Origin of the sequence: Kitasatospora sp. NPDC101447, assembly GCF_044767225.1 — a bacterium.
GTDB lineage: Bacteria > Actinomycetota > Actinomycetes > Streptomycetales > Streptomycetaceae > Kitasatospora.
Genome location: NZ_JBIWNL010000003.1, coordinates 413,948 through 430,438, shown reverse-complemented (window position 1 = coordinate 430,438; position 16,491 = coordinate 413,948). Strand labels below are relative to the sequence as shown.

The window sequence follows — 16,491 nt, the reverse complement described above, 5'->3', positions numbered from 1 at the left end:
CAGGAGGAATTCCATGTCCGCCGCAGCTGTGGAAGAGCCCATGGAGCAGCCGACGCTGCTGCAGGCCGCCGAGCTGATCTCTCAGCAGCTGGTGGGCCACAGGGTCGAGATCATCGGAGGCCAGATCACCGTGACACCGCCTCCCGACGGGCCGCACGCGGAAACGCTCACCGACCTCATGATCCCGCTGTGGGCTGCGGGACTTCACGGTGAGACATCCCGACTGGTTCAGGGAATGGGAATGTGGCTCCCCGGAGGCGCGTCCGACTACGCGATTCCCGACCTGTCTCTTGTCGATGCCGATTACCAGGATCACCTGATCGAGCACAACTGCTATGACCCGGTGACCTTTCGGCTGGTTGCGGAGGTCACGTCGTCCAACCATCTGTCCGACGTCAAGATCAAGCCCGGGATCTATGCCGAAGCGGGAGTTCCCGTTTACGTCATCATCGATCGCAAGAACCAGAAGGTCATGGTCCTGACTGAGCCACGAGGCGGCGAGTACCGGGTGCACGCCGTCCACCACCCGGGGCAGACGTTCACCTTGCCGGAGTCGATCGGGGCCGGTGTGACGCTTGCCGTGGACGATTTGCTCATCGCCAAGAAATGACGATCCCTGTGCAGAGCAGTGCGCTCTTCATGGCCGAGGCTCTTTTCGAGCGCTTTCCCGGACACCGGGTGGAGGTGCTCGGCGGTGAGGTGTCCGTCGAGCCCGCCCCGGACATGCGGCATGCCCGAATCCTGAAGCGCGTGGTGCGCGCCTGCCACGACGCCGGCCTGGACGACGGGATCGTAGAAGTCTTCCAGCGGCTCGCGATCCGCCTGCCCACCGGCCCGGACGACTTCGCCATGCCCGATCTGTCGATCGTCGACGCCTCAAGCGACGACCACGTGGTCGCGTACGACTGTTACGACCCGAAGGTCTTCCGCCTGGTGCTGGAGGTGACGTCGGCCGCGCTGTGCAGCGACCTCACCAGGAAGCCCGCCGCGTACGCGCTGGCAGGTGTGCCGGCCTACGTGATCGTGGACCGGACCGATCGGCGGGTGGTGGTGCTGACCGAGCCCGAGGGCGGCGGGTACCGGCAGCGGGTCGTCCGTCGGCCCGGGCAGGTGTTCACGCTGCCCGGGACGGCGGTGACCTTGGACGTCGGCGGTCTGCTGTCCTAGCCGACCGCGGTCGGCAGGGTCAGCTTCCCGTCGTGGACCTCGGCGATCCGGTCGACGGCGGTCAGGTGCGTCCGGTCGTGGGTGACCAGGACGGTGGCCGTCGCCCGGCGGTGGGTGAGCTCGGTGATCAGGTCCAGGACGGCGGCGCCCCGTTCGTGGTCGAGGGCGCTGGTGGGCTCGTCCACCAGCAGCACCGTGGGGTCGTTCATCAGGGCGCGGGCGATGTTGACGCGCTGGCGCTGGCCGCCGGAGAGCTGGTGCGGGCGGCGCCCCGCCTGGTCGCGCAGGCCCACGGCGTCCAGCAGTTCCAGGGCGCGGGGGAGGGCTTCGCGGGGGGCGCGGCCGTCGAGGTGGGCCATCACCTGGAGCTGCTCGACGGCGGTGAGCGAGGGCAGCAGGTTGGCCTGCTGGAACACGATGCCGATCTTCGTACGACGCAGTGCGGTGAGGTCCGCCCGGCTGAGGCCCGCGGTGTCGGTGCCGTCGATGACGACCCGCCCCGAGTCCGGGGTGATCAGGGTGGCGGCCACCGCCAGCAGAGTGGACTTGCCGGAGCCGGACGGGCCGACGACGGCGGTGATCGAGCCCTCGGGGACGGTCAGCGAGACGTCGTCCAGGGCGGTGAGGCGGCCGTCGCCGTCCGGGTAGGTGAGGGTGATGCGGTCGAGGGCCAGGGTCATCGGGCGCTCCCCAGGGCGGTCAGCGGGTCGACGGAGGTGATCCGGCGGATGGACAGGGCCGCGCCGATCGCACCGAGGGCGATCATGACGGCGGCGGGCAGCAGGACGGTCGGGGCGTCCAGGACGAAGGGGACGGCGGAGCCGATCAGCGCGCCGAAACCGGCCGCGACCGCGGTGCCCAGCAGGGTGCCGAGTACCAGCAGCAGGACGGCCTGGCCGAGCGCGTCGCGCAGCAGGTAGCGGGTGGAGGCGCCGAGGGCCTTGAGTACGGCGACGTCGCCGCTGCGCTGGATCGTCCAGACGGTGAAGAACGCGCCGATCACCAGCGCCGAGATGGCGAACAGGAAGCCGCGCATCAGCTGCAGGGAACCGTTCTCCGAGGTGTACGAGCCGATCGCGGCGAGGGCGTCGTCGCGGGTGCGGGTCTCGGTGCCGTGGCGGGCGTCGGCGCCGGCGAGGTCGGCGCCCTTCGCGGTGGTGAGCGCGATGACGGTGGCGTGGCCGGCGCCGCCCGGGGCGAACTGCTGCCAGTCGGTGAGGCCGGTCCAGATCACCGGGGTGTGGCTGTAGGCGGCATCGCCCTCGACCGCCGCGACCCGCAGCGGGTGCCCGGCCATCGTGAAGTCGGCGCCGGGGGCGAGGCCGCCCAGGTTCTCGGCGGCGGTCTTCGACAGCACCGCCTGGCCGGGGGCGATCCGGGAGCCCTGCGGGGCGAGCCCGGAGCCGTCCGGGACGCCGAAGGCGGAGAGCGCGGCGGTGCGCTGCCCCGCGGCGGCCTTGGTGGTGGTGATGCCGAGCGGCTGGGCGGAGGTGACGCCGGGCTCGCGGGCCCAGGCCTGCCACTGCTCGGGGGAGACCTGGGAGTCCGTGAAGGACAGCTCCTGCCCGTCGGCCGGCTTGGAGAACACCAGGTGGTCGGCGGGCAGGCCGGTGATCGCGGAGATGTTCTGGCGGCCGAGGCCGGCGGTCAGACCGGACAACAGGCCGACCAGGACGGTGATCAGGACGATGACGGTTCCCATCAGGGCGAACCGCCCCTTGGCGAACCTCAGGTCCCTCCAGGCGACGAACACGGTGGGCCTTCCTCTGCACGGGTGTTTTCCGACGCTTCCACCGTCGTGGACCGGGGGGCCCGAAGGCATCGAGCCGGGGATTGCATCCTGGGCATCAAAGGGCAGAAGCGGAGCTCAACCTTTTGATTGATGCCGGGCCCGGCGGGTGGAACTTAGGCTGGAGGGATGGCGACCGAACGAACCAGAACCACCCCCGTCGCCCGCGTCCTCCAGGTCTGCCTGCACCTGCTCGTGGCGGGCCTCCTCGCACTCGCCGTCGCCCGGGCCGTCTTCGCCGACCGCGGCGGCGACCCGGCGGCGGTCGCCGCCGCGGCCACCGCGATGGCCGCCGTCTACGCCGTCGGGCCGCAGCTGGCCGCCGTCCGCCGCTCGCGCCGGGCCGCCGCGCTCTGGCTGGTCCTGCTCGGCGTCACCTGGGCGGGCGTCCTGGTCGCCACCCAGGACGGCGTCTGGCTGGCCTTCCCGCTGTACTTCCTGGAACTGCACCTGCTCGGGCGGCGCGGCGGGCTGGTGGCCGTCGCCCTGACCGCCGCCGCGGCCATCGCCGCGTGGTCCTGGCACCAGCACAGCTTCAGCCTCGCCGCCTCGATCGGGCCCGCCCTCGGCGCGGCCGTCGCCACCGCCACCGTGCTCGGCTACCAGGCGCTCTACCGGGAGAGCGAGGAACGGCGCCGACTGATCGACGAACTCACCGCCGCCCGCGCCGACCTCGCCGCCGCCCACCATGCCGCCGGAGTGACGGCCGAACGCGAGCGCCTCGCCCGGGAGATCCACGACACCCTCGCGCAGAGCCTCAGCTCCATCCAGCTGCTGCTGCGGGCGGCCCAGCGGGCCCTGCCCGAGCGCACCGAGGCCGCCGCCGGCTACGTCGAACAGGCGCGGCAGGCCGCCCAGGACAACCTCGACGAGGCCCGGCGCTTCGTCCGCGCGCTCACCCCGCCCGCGCTGGACGGCGATCCGCTGCCGGTCGCGCTGGAGCGGCTGTGCGCGACGACGACGGCGCAGACCGGCCTGGCGGTGAAACTGCACGTCTCCGGCGACCCGGTCCGGCTGCCGGCCGCCCACGAGGTCGCGCTGCTGCGGATCGCGCAGTCGGCGCTCGGCAACACCGTCCGGCACGCGAAGGCCTCGTGCGCCGAGGTGACACTCAGCTACATGGAGGGCGAGGTGGCGTTGGACGTGTTCGACGACGGGGCCGGGTTCGAACCGGCGGCGGTCGCCGGCCGCACCGGCGGGGACGGCGGGTTCGGACTGCCCTCGATGCGGGCCCGGGCCCGGGCCCTCGGCGGCACCTTCACGGTGGAGTCCGCGCCGGGGGAGGGCACGGCGGTGGCCGTGCAGCTGCCCGCCGGGCCGGCCGGGCCCGCCGTGCCGGGGCCGGAGGCGGCGTCGTGATCCGGCTGCTGATCGCGGACGACCACCCGGTGGTGCGCGCCGGACTGCGGGCCGTGCTGGAGAGCGAACCGGACTTCGCGATCGTGGCGGAGGCGGCGACCGCCGAACGGGCCGTCGAACTGGCCGCGGAGGCGGGCGTCGACGTGGTGCTGATGGACCTGCAGTTCGGGCCCGGCTCGGCCATGAACGGCGCACAGGCCACGGCGGCGATCACCGCCCGGGCGGGCGCGCCGCGGGTCCTGGTCGTCACCACGTACGACACCGACGCGGACACCCTGCCCGCCCTGGAGGCGGGCGCCACCGGGTACCTGCTGAAGGACGCGCCGCCGGAGCAACTGGCCCAGGCCGTACGGGCGGCCGCGGCCGGGCGCTCCGCGCTGGCGCCCAGCGTCGCCGACCGGCTGCTGGAACGCATGCGGACGCCGGCGGCGGCACTCAGCGCCCGGGAGACCGAAGTGCTCGGGCTGGTCGCCGACGGGCTCACCAACCAGCAGGTCAGCCAGCGGCTGCACCTGAGCCAGGCCACGGTGAAGTCGCACCTGGTGCACGTCTACACCAAGTTGGGCGTCGACTCGCGCACGGCCGCGGTGCGGGAGGCACGGGGGCGGGGACTGATCCGGTAGCGGGCGGGCGCGGCAGCTGCTTCCGGGGGCAGGCTGCTTCCGTTGGCGGGGGCCGGAGTTGAACGGGCGGGCGTAGGGTGGGAGGTCGGTCCGTACCCGCAGCAGTGTGAGGAGCCCCTGATGGCCGTGCGTCTCGACGAGCTTGCCGTGCCGGTGATCGCCGCGCCGATGGCGGGCGGGGCCTCGACCCCCGAGCTGGTGGCCGCGGTGAACCGGGCCGGCGGACTGGGCTTCCTCGCGGCGGGGTACCGGAGCGCCCCGGCGATGGCCGAACAGATCGCGCTGGTACGGAAGTCGAGCGACCGGCCGTACGGGGTGAACCTCTTCGTCCCCTCGCCTCCCGGGGACCGGGCGGCCGTCGCCGCCTACCGGGAGCGGCTGCAGCCCGAGGCCGAGCGGTGGGGAGTGACGCTGCCGGAGGAGAGCGGACAGCCGGACCGGGACGACTGGGAGGCCAAGCTCGCCGTGCTGCTCGCGGACCCGGTGCCGGTGGTCTCGTACACCTTCGGCCTGCCGACGGCGGAGGAGGCCTCGGCGCTCCGGGCCGCCGGGACACTGCAGGTCGGCACGGTCACCACACCGGAGGAGGCGCGGGCGGCGCAGGCCGTCGGGATGGACGCGCTGTGCGTGCAGGGCCCGGAGGCGGGCGGGCACCGGGGCACCCACCGGGTCGCGGACGTGCCGGGGGAGGTGCCGCTGCTCCGCCTGCTGCCCGCGGTGCGGGAGGTGACGGGGCTGCCGCTGGTCGCCGCCGGCGGGCTCGGCGACGGCGCGGCCGTCGCGGCGGCGCTGCGGGCCGGGGCGGTCGCGGTGCAGCTGGGGACGGCCCTGCTGCGCTCCGACGAGTCGGGCGCCTCGGCGGCACACCGGGCGGCGCTCACCGAACTCCCGGAGACGACCGTCACCCGCGCCTTCACCGGCCGCCCGGCCCGGGGCCTGCGCAACGCCTTCATCGACCGCCACGGCCCCTACGCCCCGCCCGCCTACCCCGAGGTCCACCACCTCACCGCCCCGCTGCGCGCCGCCGCCACCCGCCGTGAGGACACGGAAGCCATGCACCTCTGGGCCGGCACGGCCCACCACCTGGCCCGTTCCGGCCCGGCGGAGGCGATCGTCACCGACCTCTGGCGCTCCGCACAGGGGTAGTGCGCCCGGCGCACGCCGGACGGGGAGTGTCGTCCCTCGCAGGGGTGGATTGGGCGGGAAAGCACGCGGTAACGTATAAGGGACGCCTTAATTTTTCATCCATGTGGGAGATCACGCTCTTCGATGCGGTGAATGACTGGTTCCTGGACATCTGTCGCAAGGATCCGGATACGGCGAACCAGATTGCCGACGCGATCATGATGCTGGCGCGGCGAGGACCGCTGCTGGGGCGTCCGCTGGTGGACCGTATTCACGGAAGCTGCACAACCTGAAAGAACTGAGGCCTGGCTCGGCTGGGCGTACGGAGATTCGGATGCTCTTCGTCTTCGACGCCGAGCGGGCGGCGATCATCCTCGTCGCGGGAGACAAGGGCGGGGAATGGTCCCGATGGTATGACGTCAACATCCCGCTGGCGGAAGCCCGCTATGAGCAGTACGTCGACGAGAAGGACAAGGGAGAGAGCGCGTGAAGGGTCGTAGTTGGACCGAGGTGTGGGCTGAGGCTCAGCGCATCAACCCGTGGCTGGCCTCGCCCGAAGCGGAGGCCGATCGGGTGCGGATCCGGCAGGAGACGCTGGCGCGGATTCGCGGCCACGAGCTGGCTGAGCTGCGGAAGGCGGCTGGACTGACCCAGAAGCAGGTAGCAGGACTGATGGGGGTGAGCCAGGCGCGGGTGTCGCAGATCGAACACGGCCAGGTGGACAGCCTGGACAACCTGCGCGCGTACGCCGCCGCGATCGGCGGTGAGGTCGAGGTGGCGGTTCGCCAGGGCGAGCGGACGATCAAGGTGGCCTGATCGTCCGCTCCGGCCCCGGCCTGCGGCCTCACGCCAGCAGGGTGGCCATCCAGGCCTCGATGTCCCTGACCGTCCTCGGGAGGGCGCCCGACATCAGGTGGGCGCCGTCCTCCGTGATCACGAGGTCGTCCTCGATGCGGATGCCGAGGCCGCGGAGCTCGACGGGGAGGGTCTCGTCGTCGGGTTGGAGGTAGAGGCCGGGTTCGACGGTGAGGACCATGCCCGCCTCCAGGACGCCGTCGAGGTAGCGGTCGGCGCGGGACGCGGCGCAGTCGTGGTAGTCGAGGCCGAGCATGTGGCCGCTGCCGCAGAGGGTGTAGCGGCGGTACAGGCCGTTGTCCTCGGCGAGGGCCTGGTCGGCGGGGACGCGCAGGATGCCCCAGTCGGCGAGGCCCTCGGCGATGACCCGCATCGCCGCGCGGTGGAAGTCGCGGAAGCGGGCGCCGGGGCGCAGGGCGGCGATGCCGGCGCTCTGGGCGGCGAGGACGAGCTCGTAGGCCTGGCGCTGGACGGGGGTGAAGGTGCCGCCGAGCGGGAGGGTGCGGGTGATGTCGGCGGCGTAGAGGGTGTCGGTCTCGACGCCGGCGTCCAGCAGGAGCAGGGAGTTCGGGTCGAGGGCGCCGTCGTTGCGGATCCAGTGCAGGACGCAGGCGTGGGCGCCGGAGGCGGCGATGGTGGTGTAGGCGGTGCCGTTGCCCTCGGCGCGGGCGCGCAGGTCGAAGACGCCTTCGATCCAGCGTTCGCCGCGGTGGTGGCGCAGTGCGGTGGGCAGGGCGCGGACGACGTCCTCGAAGCCGGTGACGGTGTGGTCGACGGCGAGCTGTAGCTGGCCGACCTCCCACTCGTCCTTGACCAGGCGCAACTCGGAGAGCACGGCGGCCAGTTCGCCGTCCGGGTGGGCGTAGGGGCCGGGACGCCCGGTGGCCTCGTCGACCAGGGCGTCGGTGCCGGCCAGGACCCGGGTGGGCGGCTGGGGGCCGGCGAGCAGGGTGTCCAGGTCGTCGAGGTGTCGGGTGCGCACCCCGGTGAGCCGGGCGGCTTCGCCGAGGTCGGGTCGGGGGCCGACCCAGAACTCGCCGTAGCGGCGGTCGCGGTAGAACTCGCCGCCGTCGCGGGGGGAGCGGGGGCGCAGGTAGAGGACCGGCTCGTGGCTCTCGGGGCCGGCCGGTTCGAGGACGAGGACGTGGTCGGCCTGGTCCTCGCCGGTGAGTCCGGTGAGCCAGACGTAGGCGCTGTGCGGGCGGAAGCGGTGGTCGAGGTCGTTGCAGCGGACCTTGAGCCGGCCGGCCGGGACGATCAGCCGTTCGCCGGGGAAGGCGGCGGAGAGGCGGGCTCGGCGGCCGGGGAAGCGGTCGTGTCCGGGGACGCGGCGGTCGGCGGGGAGCGGGGTGGCGGCCCATCGGGTGCCCATGAAGGCGGCGAGGGCGGGGGTGACCGGGAGGTCGTGGCTCCCGGTGGCGAGGCCGGTCTGGCGGAGGGTCACCGGTGAACTCCTAGGCGGGGCTGGGGAGATGTGTGGCGCGGGCACGGGCGGGGTGCGAGCACGGACACAGCTCGGTAACGGGCGGCGTCACCTCTTGTGCAGTGCAATTTCACATTACTATGTTACGGGTCACACAGCGGAGCGGCCGGATCAGGCCCCCCACAGCGGAGTTGCACATGACCAGGCGCACCCACGCCGCCCTCGCGGCGGCCCTCGCGGCGACCCTCACCCTCGGCCTCGGGGCCTGCACGAACGACAAGAGCGACAGCGGCGGTGACGCGGCCCCGTCGAGCACCAAGGGCCCGGGCGCGGAGAGCGGCTCGATCATCGGCGGGACGCCGGCCAAGGGCGGCACCCTCACCGTCCTGACCAACCAGGACTTCGCCCACCTCGACCCGGCCCGCAACTGGACCGTCCCGCACATGGACTTCGGGACCCGGCTGCTCTACCGCACCCTGACCACCTTCAAGTCCGAACCGGGTGCCGCCGGCAGCGAGATCGTCCCGGACCTCGCCACCGACCTGGGCAAGTCCTCCGAGGGCGGCAAGGTGTGGACCTTCACCCTCAAGGAGGGCCTCAAGTACGAGGACGGCAGCCCGATCAAGTCCGCCGACATCAAGTACAACGTCGAGCGGTCCTTCTCCCCGGACCTCACCGGCGGCCCCGACTACGCGATCCAGTACCTGGCGGGCGGCGAGAACTACAAGGGCCCGCTGACGGGCGAGCACCTGGCGAGCATCGAGACGCCGGACGACAGGACCATCGTCTTCCACCTGAAGCGCCCGGTCGCCGAGTTCTCGGACACCGTCACCCTGCCGACCTTCTCCCCGGTGCCGCAGTCACAGGAGAAGGGCACCCAGTACGACTCCCGGCCGTTCTCCTCCGGCCCGTACAAGATCGAGAGCTACGACCGCGGCAAGCAGCTGGTGCTGGTCCGCAACACCAACTGGGACCAGGCCACCGACACCGTCCGCAAGGCCTACCCGGACAAGGTCGTGGTCACCCAGGGCATCAAGGGCGGCCAGGCCGACGACCGGATCATCGCCAGCGACGGCGCCGACGCCAACGCCATCAACATGCCCTGGATGCAGCACGAGACCGTCGCCAAGGTGATGCCCAAGGCGGACGTCAGGGCCCGCATGGCGGCCGAGCGCACCGGCTGCACCGACATGCTGTTCATGAACACCGCCAAGGCGCCCTTCGACGACCCGAAGGTGCGCGAGGCGATGATGTGGGCGGTCGACCGCGAGGCGCAGGTGACGGCCTTCGGCGGCCCGGCGGTGACCGACGTGGCGACCTCCTACCTGCCGCCGTCGCTGACCGGCGGCGTCAAGGCCGACCCGCTGAAGATCCCGGCGGCCGGCGACCCGGAGAAGGCTAAGGCGCTGCTCAAGGAGGCGGGCAAGACCGACCTGAAGGTCACGCTCACCGTCTCGCTCGGCGACAAGACCCGCGCCGAGGCGATCCAGCAGTCGCTGGCCAAGGTCGGCGTGCAGGTCACCGTCAACACCACGGACCCGTCGGCCTTCACCGACACCGTCGGCGACATCAAGAACGCCCCCGATCTGATCATCCAGGGCTGGTGTCCGGACTACCCGTCCGCCGCCACCTTCTTCCCGTTCCTGTTCGACGGACGGACCATCAAGGAGAAGGGCAACCAGGGCAACTGGAGCCAGTTCCGCGACCAGGCCACGATGGACCGGATGGACCAGATCGCGGCCATGACGGACGTCAACGAGGCCAACAAGGCCTGGCAGCAGCTGGACGAGGACCTGATGAAGAAGGCCCCGGCCGTGCCGCTGATGTGGCAGCGCCGCCCCCTGCTGGTGGGCACCAACGTGGCCGGTGCGTTCGGCAACTCCGGCTACGCCGGCATGATCGACCTCGCCGTGGTCGGCCTCAAGGACCCCGCCAAGGGCAAGGGCTGAGGGGCCGGCAGCGATGAGTACCACCACTGAGCCCGTCGCCGTGGCGGACGCCACGGCGACGGGCGCCGCGAAGAGCGCCGGGCGCGGGCCGTGGCGGCAGGTCGGGGACCAGCTGTGGGCCAGGGGCTCGGCCCGGTTCGGGCTGATCACGGTCGGCGTGCTGGTCCTGGCCGCCGCCCTGGCCGGGCCGCTGGGCTCGCTCGGCGGCTGGTCCCCCGAGGAGTTCGACAAACGCGCCGTGGACCCGTACCTGGGCGGCCTGCCCCGGGGCGACTTCGGCGGCATCAGCACCCGGCACTGGCTGGGCGTCGAGCCGATCACCGGGCGCGACCTGTTCGCCCGGGTGCTGCACGGCGGGCAGGTGTCCCTGCTGATCGCCTTCACCGCGACCGCGGTCGTCGTGGTCGCCGGCACCCTGGCCGGGATCGCGGCCGGCTACTTCGGCGGCCGCACCGACGCGCTGCTGTCCCGGCTGATGGACCTCACGATGTCCTTCCCGTCGCTGATCTTCATGATCGCGATGATGTCGGTGGCGAAGGACGTCAACCGGATCCTGCTGATCACCCTGGTGATCGGCCTGTTCACCTGGCCCGGCATCGCCCGCGTGGTCCGCGGCCAGACGCTGTCGCTCAAGCACCGCGAGTACGTCGAGGCCGCCAAGGTCGGCGGCGCCCGGTCCTGGCGGATCCTCACCCGGGAGATCCTGCCGAACGTCTCCGGCCCGATCATCGCCTACACCACGCTGCTCGTCCCCGGCATGATCGCCACCGAGGCCGCGCTCAGCTACCTCGGCGTGGGCGTCCGCCCGCCGACCCCGTCCTGGGGCCAGATGATCGCCGAGAGCATCGTGCACTACGAGACCGACCCGACGTACTTCCTGATCCCGACCGCTTTCCTGTTCCTCGCCGTGCTCGCCTTCACCCTGCTCGGGGACGCGCTGCGCGACATCCTCGACCCCCGGGGAGGCCGGTCGTGATCCTCTACCTCGGCCGCCGGCTGCTCGGCGTGGCGGGCATCCTGCTCGCCATCTGCGCCATCACCTTCACCATCTTCTACCTGCTGCCCAACGACCCGGCCGCGGCGGCCTGCGGCAAGACCTGCAGCCCCGAGCGGCTGGCCGACGTCAAGGCCGCGATGGGCCTGGACAAACCGGTCTGGGACCAGTTCCTCGCCTACCTCGGCGGCATCTTCGCCGGCCGCGACTACGGCTCCGGGCCCAGCGCCGTGCACTGCGGCTTCCCCTGCCTCGGCTACTCCTACGAGTACGGGCTCCCGGTGTGGGACCTGCTGACCGACCGTCTGCCGGTCTCCGTCTCGCTGGCCCTCGGCGCGGCCGTGCTCTGGCTGGTCCTCGGCCTCGGCGCGGGCGTCACCTCGGCGCTGCGCAAGGGCCGGCCGGTCGACCGGACGCTGATGGTGCTCTCCGTCGGCACCGCCTCGCTGCCGGTCTACTTCACCTCGATCATGCTGATCTGGGGCGTCGTCAGGACGGCCGGGCTGCTGCCCTACCCCTCCTACCACCAGTTCACCGAGAACCCCTTCACCTGGGCCTCCAACCTGCTGCTGCCGTGGACCGCCCTGGCCCTGCTGTACGCGGCGATGTACGCCCGGCAGAGCCGCAACTCGATGATCGAGGCGATGGCCGAGCCGTACATCCGCACCGCCCGGGCCAAGGGCCTGCCGGCGCGGACGGTCACCGTCAAGCACGGGCTGCGCGCCGGGATGACGCCGATCCTCACCCTCTTCGGCATGGACCTCGGCGGCCTGCTGGCCGGTGCCGTCATCACCGAGTCCATCTTCGGCCTGCCGGGTGTCGGCCGGCTGTTCTACGACGGCCTGGGCCGTTCCGACCAGCCCGTCATCCTCGGCGTCACCCTGCTCGCGGCCTTCTTCATCGTCGCGGCGAACCTGCTGGTCGACCTGCTCTACGCGTTCGTCGACCCGAGAGTGAGGTACTGATGACCGCATTGCTGGAGGTCGAGGACCTCAAGGTCGCCTTCGCCACGCCCCGGGGGACGGTCCGGGCGGTGGACGGCATCTCCTTCGCCGTCGAGGCCGGGCGCACCCTCGGCCTGGTCGGCGAGTCGGGCAGCGGGAAGTCCGTCACCTCGCTCGCCGTCATGGGCCTGCACCGCGGCGCCGCCGTCACCGGCTCGATCCGGCTGCACGGGCAGGAGCTGAACGGGCTCGGGGAGAAGGAACTCGGCGCCGTCCGGGGCCGCCGGATCGCGATGATCTTCCAGGATCCGCTGTCCAGCCTGCACCCCTTCTACACCGTCGGCGAGCAGATCGCCGAGCACTACCGGGTGCACTTCAGGGCCAACCGCAAGGCGGGCCGGGCCCGCGCGGTGGAGATGCTGGCCGAGGTCGGCATCCCCGAGCCGGCCCGCCGGGTCGACGAGTACCCGCACCAGTTCTCCGGGGGCATGCGCCAGCGCGTCATGATCGCCATGGCACTGGCCTGCGAACCCGACCTGCTGATCGCCGACGAGCCCACCACGGCGCTCGACGTCACCGTCCAGGCGCAGATCCTCGACCTGATCGCCCGGATCCAGCAGGAGCGCGGCCTCGGCGTCGTGATGATCACCCACGACCTCGGCGTGGTCGCCCGGGTCGCCCACGAGGTGCTGGTCATGTACGGCGGCCGGGCGGCCGAACAGGCCCCGGTGGACCGGCTGTTCGCGCAGCCCGCGCACCCGTACACCCGCGGCCTGCTGGACTCGCTGCCGCGCCTGGACGACACCGACGACGCCCCGCTGCGGGCCATCCCCGGCAGCCCGCCGTCGCTGATCGCCCCCGCCCCCGGCTGCTCCTTCGCCCCGCGCTGCGCCCGCACCACCGCCGCGTCCGCCGAGGAGCACGCCCGCTGCCTGGCCGAGCGCCCCGCGCTCGGCCCGCTCGCCCCCGGCCACCAGGCCGCCTGCCACCTGCCGCTGGTGCCGGAAGGGGTGCTGTGATGACCGGATCCGCCGGGACGACCGGAACCGGAGGGACGACCGGACCCGCCGGCACGACCGGAGCGAGGGGGACGACCGGAGCCGCCGGGACGAAGGAACCGCTGCTGTCCGTACGGGACCTGGTGAAGACCTTCCCCGGCCGGCGCAGCCGCACCGGGCGGCCCGGAGCGCCGGTCCGGGCCGTGGACGGCGTCAGCTTCGACGTCGGCGCGGGGGAGACGCTCGGCCTGGTCGGCGAGTCCGGCTGCGGCAAGTCCACCACCGGCCGGATGATCGTCCGGCTGCTCGACCCGACCTCGGGCACCGTCACCTTCGACGGCACCGAGATCGGCGGGCTCTCCCAGGCCCGGCTGCGCCCGCACCGGCGCGACCTGCAGATGGTCTTCCAGGACCCGTACTCCTCGCTCAACCCCCGGCAGACGGTGTCCCGGATCATCTCCGAGCCGCTGCTCGTCCAGGGCGAGAGCGCGGCGGCCGCGCGCAAGCGGGCCGCCGAGCTGATGGAGCTGGTCGGGCTGATCCCCGAGCACCTGGACCGCTACCCGCACGAGTTCTCGGGCGGTCAGGCACAGCGCATCGGGATCGCCCGCTCGCTGGCCACCTCGCCGCGGCTGGTGATCGCCGACGAGCCGGTCTCCGCGCTGGACGTGTCCATCCAGGCCCAGGTGGTCAACCTGATGGAGCGGCTCCAGCAGGAGCTCGGCCTGGCGTACGTGTTCATCGCGCACGACCTCTCGGTGGTCAAGCGGGTCTGTGACCGGGTCGCGGTGATGTACCTGGGCCGGATCGTGGAGATCGGCGACAAGGCCGAGGTCTACGGCAGCCCCGCGCACCCGTACACCAGGGCGCTGCTCTCCGCGGTGCCGCTGCCGGACCCGGAGGCGGAGCGGACCCGGGAGCGGATCGTGCTGCTCGGCGACCCGCCGAGCCCGGCCGCCCCGCCGCCCGGGTGCACCTTCCACCCGCGCTGCCCCAAGGCGCAGGAGCTGTGCCGGACGGAGCGGCCGCTGCTGCGGATCGCCGGCCCGGGCACCCGGGAGGCGGCCTGCCACTTCCCGGAGGTGTGAGCCGGGGCCGCCCGGCGGTGTGAGCCGGGCACCGAGACCCCCGGTCGGGCGCGGCGGGGAACCCTACGAGGGCCGCGTCCGACCGGGTTCCAACCGGTCCCGCCCGCTCGCCCGCTCACGCGCCCGCTCGCCCGCTCGCTTGCCCGACCGCTCACGCACGTGCTCACCAGCCCGGTCCCTCACTCCTCCGGCAGCAGGAGGCGCGGGCCGGGCCCCTCGGCGGCCAGTTCGTCGCCGGGGTTGAGCACCCGGCAGCGGCGCAGCGACACGCAGCCGCAGCCGATGCAGCCGGTCAGCTCGCCCTCCAGCCGCTCCAGCTCCAGCCGGCGGGCGCGCAGCTGCTCGGCCCAGCGGAGCGAGATGCGCTCCCAGTCGTGCTTGCCGGGCATCCGGTCCTCGGGGAGGCCGGTGAAGACCTCGGCGACCTCGCTGAGCGGGATGCCGAGCCGCTTGGCGACCAGGATGAGCGAGATCCGGCGCAGCACGTGCCGCCGGTAGCGGCGCTGGTTGCCGGCCGACCGCTCGGAGGAGATCAGCCCCTGGTCCTCGTAGAAGCGCACCGCCGAGGTGGCGATCCCGGCCCGCCGGGCCACCTCCCCGACGCTCAGCAGGTCGACCGGTGCGGTGGTCATGGCGACTCCTTGACTTCAAGTTCTCTTGAAGTTCTACGGTACCGGACATGACCCGATCATCTGCCGTGAAGACTGACACGACCGTTGCTCAGCTGGACAGTTACCCAGCGGAGTCGCCGTCCGAGGGGACCTCCGGCGGATGGCGCGAACTGTTCTCCCGACGGTACGCCGCCCCCGCCTCGATCCTCGCGGGCGGTGTCGCGCTGTACGCGATGAACCTCTACTTCACCGCGGCGCTGATGCCCTCGATCGTGGCCGACATCGGTGGCGGCCGTTACTACGCGTGGGTGGCCACCGGCTTCCTGATGGCCGCCGTCATCGCCTCGATGCTGGTCAGCCGGCTGCTGGACCGGCTGGGCGCCGCCCGGGCGTACGTCCTGGGCTTCCTGGTGTTCGGCGCGGGCGCGGTGCTCAACGCGCTCAGCCCCTCGATGCCGGCGCTGATCCTCGGCCGGGTGGTGCAGGGCCTCGGCGGTGGTCTGGTCGCCGGGCTCGGCTACGCCGTGATTCGCAGCGCCCTGCCGGAGCGGCTGTGGACCAGGGCCGCCGGGCTGGTCTCCGCGATGTGGGGCGTCGGCACCCTGGTCGGGCCGTCGCTGGGCGGGCTGTTCGCCCAGCTCGGGGCCTGGCGCGGGGCGTACGTCCTGCTGCTGGTCGCCGCACTGGTGCTGGCCGTGCTGGCCCGCCGGGTGCTGCCCGGCCGCTCCGAGCGGTCCGGGGAGGGGGCGGGGAGCGGCCCGGTGCCGCTGCCCTCGCTGCTGCTGCTCACCCTGGCGGCGGCCGCGTTCAGCGTCAGCTCGACCGTCCCGAGCGGCGGCCCGACGGCGGTCTGCATCCTCGCCGGTCTGGCGCTGCTGGTGGGCTTCGTGGCGGCCGAGCGGCGCGGCGGCGCGGCGACGGTCCTGCCCGGGCAGACCTATCGGGCCGGGAACCCCCTGAAGTGGCTCTACCTGACCGTCGCGGTGCTGTGCGCCGGCGTGGTGGCGGAGAACTTCATCCCGCTGTTCGGCCAGGAGCTGGGCGGCCTCGGCCCGCTGGTGGCCGGTTTCCTCGGCGCCGCGGTGTCGGCGGGCTGGACGACGGCCCAGCTGTTCAGTGTCGGCATCGAGTCGGTGCACGGCCGGGCCCGGGCGATCCGGACCGCCCCGCTGGTGCTGGTCGCCGGTCTGCTGGCCTACGGGCTGCTGCAGACCGGGCACGCCTCCGGCCTGCGGGTGGTGCTGTGGGCGGTGGCGCTGTTCGTCGCCGGCACCGGGATCGGGCTGGCCTTCCCGCACCTGAGCGTGGCCGCGATGCGCAGCAGCAGCGACCCGGCCGAGGGCGGCAAGGCCGCCGCGGCGATCAACACCACCCAGCTGATCGCCTTCTCGGTGACGTCCGCGCTGGCGGGCACCCTGGTCAACCTGGGCGCGGACAGCCCGGTCGACTCGGCCCGGTACATGACCTTCGGGATCGCCGCGATCACCGTGTTCGGCGTGGCCACGGCCGCGCTCACCGCCCGCCGCTCCGGGCGGTGAGCGGACGAGGACCGGCCCCGGATCCCTT

At 72.8% G+C, this 16,491-nt stretch carries 18 protein-coding genes; 14 read left to right on the top strand and 4 right to left on the bottom strand.

Going from position 1 to position 16,491, the window contains the following annotated elements; all coding sequences use genetic code 11:
• The first annotated feature begins 13 nt into the window (after positions 1-13).
• Both ACIRST_RS06935 and ACIRST_RS06930 read left to right on the top strand, forming a co-directional pair.
• Positions 14-610 (top strand): Uma2 family endonuclease, encoded by a 597-nt coding sequence (locus tag ACIRST_RS06935; RefSeq protein WP_402800597.1) that lies wholly within the window; start codon positions 14-16, stop codon positions 608-610.
• Entirely contained in the window at positions 607-1,167 is a 561-nt protein-coding gene (locus ACIRST_RS06930) for a Uma2 family endonuclease (protein ID WP_402800595.1), read from the top strand. Before ACIRST_RS06935 ends, ACIRST_RS06930 begins: the two co-directional genes overlap by 4 nt.
• Here ACIRST_RS06930 and ACIRST_RS06925 read toward each other — a convergent pair.
• Positions 1,164-1,847, bottom strand: coding sequence for an ABC transporter ATP-binding protein (locus ACIRST_RS06925; protein ID WP_402800593.1), 684 nt, complete (start codon positions 1,845-1,847; stop codon positions 1,164-1,166). The genes ACIRST_RS06930 and ACIRST_RS06925 overlap by 4 nt on opposite strands.
• Positions 1,844-2,920: an ABC transporter permease gene (locus ACIRST_RS06920; RefSeq protein WP_402800591.1), complete on the bottom strand. Its 1,077-nt coding sequence runs from the start codon at positions 2,918-2,920 to the stop codon at positions 1,844-1,846. The genes ACIRST_RS06925 and ACIRST_RS06920 overlap by 4 nt, the downstream gene beginning before the upstream one ends.
• 165 nt (positions 2,921-3,085) lie before the next feature.
• Between ACIRST_RS06920 and ACIRST_RS06915 the strand changes: the two genes are divergently transcribed.
• The 6 genes from ACIRST_RS06915 (at position 3,086) to ACIRST_RS06890 (ending at position 6,879) form a co-directional block, all read left to right on the top strand.
• Positions 3,086-4,315 carry a sensor histidine kinase gene (locus ACIRST_RS06915; RefSeq protein ID WP_402800590.1) on the top strand — a complete coding sequence of 410 codons (1,230 nt, stop codon included), beginning with the start codon at positions 3,086-3,088 and terminating at the stop codon, positions 4,313-4,315.
• A complete protein-coding gene (locus ACIRST_RS06910; RefSeq protein WP_350523818.1) occupies positions 4,312-4,938 on the top strand; it encodes a response regulator transcription factor in 627 nt (208 codons plus the stop codon). Before ACIRST_RS06915 ends, ACIRST_RS06910 begins: the two co-directional genes overlap by 4 nt.
• A gap of 120 nt (positions 4,939-5,058) precedes the next feature.
• Positions 5,059-6,084 (top strand): nitronate monooxygenase, encoded by a 1,026-nt coding sequence (locus tag ACIRST_RS06905; protein WP_402800586.1) that lies wholly within the window; start codon positions 5,059-5,061, stop codon positions 6,082-6,084.
• 101 nt (positions 6,085-6,185) lie between these two features.
• On the top strand, positions 6,186-6,356 hold the full coding sequence (locus ACIRST_RS06900; protein WP_402800584.1) for a hypothetical protein: 171 nt from the start codon (positions 6,186-6,188) through the stop codon (positions 6,354-6,356).
• Positions 6,344-6,553, top strand: coding sequence for a type II toxin-antitoxin system RelE/ParE family toxin (locus ACIRST_RS06895; protein WP_402800641.1), 210 nt, complete (start codon positions 6,344-6,346; stop codon positions 6,551-6,553). Before ACIRST_RS06900 ends, ACIRST_RS06895 begins: the two co-directional genes overlap by 13 nt.
• The gene (locus ACIRST_RS06890; protein WP_350523815.1) at positions 6,550-6,879 is read left to right on the top strand and encodes a helix-turn-helix transcriptional regulator; all 330 of its coding nucleotides are present in this window, start codon (positions 6,550-6,552) and stop codon (positions 6,877-6,879) included. The genes ACIRST_RS06895 and ACIRST_RS06890 overlap by 4 nt, the downstream gene beginning before the upstream one ends.
• 28 nt (positions 6,880-6,907) lie before the next feature.
• Here ACIRST_RS06890 and ACIRST_RS06885 read toward each other — a convergent pair whose 3' ends face one another.
• Entirely contained in the window at positions 6,908-8,362 is a 1,455-nt protein-coding gene (locus ACIRST_RS06885; RefSeq protein ID WP_402800582.1) for an aminopeptidase P family protein, read from the bottom strand.
• A 176-nt stretch (positions 8,363-8,538) separates the two neighbouring features.
• On the opposite strand from ACIRST_RS06885, the gene ACIRST_RS06880 reads away from it, so the two are divergent.
• The 5 genes from ACIRST_RS06880 to ACIRST_RS06860 are packed head-to-tail and all read left to right on the top strand — an operon-like array spanning position 8,539 to position 14,314.
• A complete protein-coding gene (locus ACIRST_RS06880; protein WP_350523813.1) occupies positions 8,539-10,290 on the top strand; it encodes an ABC transporter substrate-binding protein in 1,752 nt (583 codons plus the stop codon).
• A 13-nt stretch (positions 10,291-10,303) separates the two neighbouring features.
• Entirely contained in the window at positions 10,304-11,266 is a 963-nt protein-coding gene (locus ACIRST_RS06875) for an ABC transporter permease (protein WP_402800580.1), read from the top strand.
• Complete coding sequence (locus ACIRST_RS06870) at positions 11,263-12,249, top strand: ABC transporter permease (protein WP_350523811.1); 987 nt, start codon at positions 11,263-11,265, stop codon at positions 12,247-12,249. Before ACIRST_RS06875 ends, ACIRST_RS06870 begins: the two co-directional genes overlap by 4 nt.
• The gene (locus tag ACIRST_RS06865; protein ID WP_402800577.1) at positions 12,249-13,247 is read left to right on the top strand and encodes an ABC transporter ATP-binding protein; all 999 of its coding nucleotides are present in this window, start codon (positions 12,249-12,251) and stop codon (positions 13,245-13,247) included. The genes ACIRST_RS06870 and ACIRST_RS06865 overlap by 1 nt, the downstream gene beginning before the upstream one ends.
• A complete protein-coding gene (locus tag ACIRST_RS06860; RefSeq protein WP_402800576.1) occupies positions 13,247-14,314 on the top strand; it encodes an ABC transporter ATP-binding protein in 1,068 nt (355 codons plus the stop codon). The genes ACIRST_RS06865 and ACIRST_RS06860 overlap by 1 nt, the downstream gene beginning before the upstream one ends.
• Before the next feature lie 179 nt (positions 14,315-14,493).
• Here the strand turns inward: ACIRST_RS06860 and soxR are convergent, their stop codons facing one another.
• A complete protein-coding gene (soxR, locus tag ACIRST_RS06855; RefSeq protein WP_350523808.1) occupies positions 14,494-14,946 on the bottom strand; it encodes a redox-sensitive transcriptional activator SoxR in 453 nt (150 codons plus the stop codon).
• A gap of 47 nt (positions 14,947-14,993) precedes the next feature.
• Here soxR and ACIRST_RS06850 point away from each other — a divergent pair, with 47 nt between their 5' ends.
• On the top strand, positions 14,994-16,463 hold the full coding sequence (locus ACIRST_RS06850) for an MFS transporter (RefSeq protein ID WP_402800574.1): 1,470 nt from the start codon (positions 14,994-14,996) through the stop codon (positions 16,461-16,463).
• The last annotated feature ends 28 nt before the right edge of the window (positions 16,464-16,491 follow it).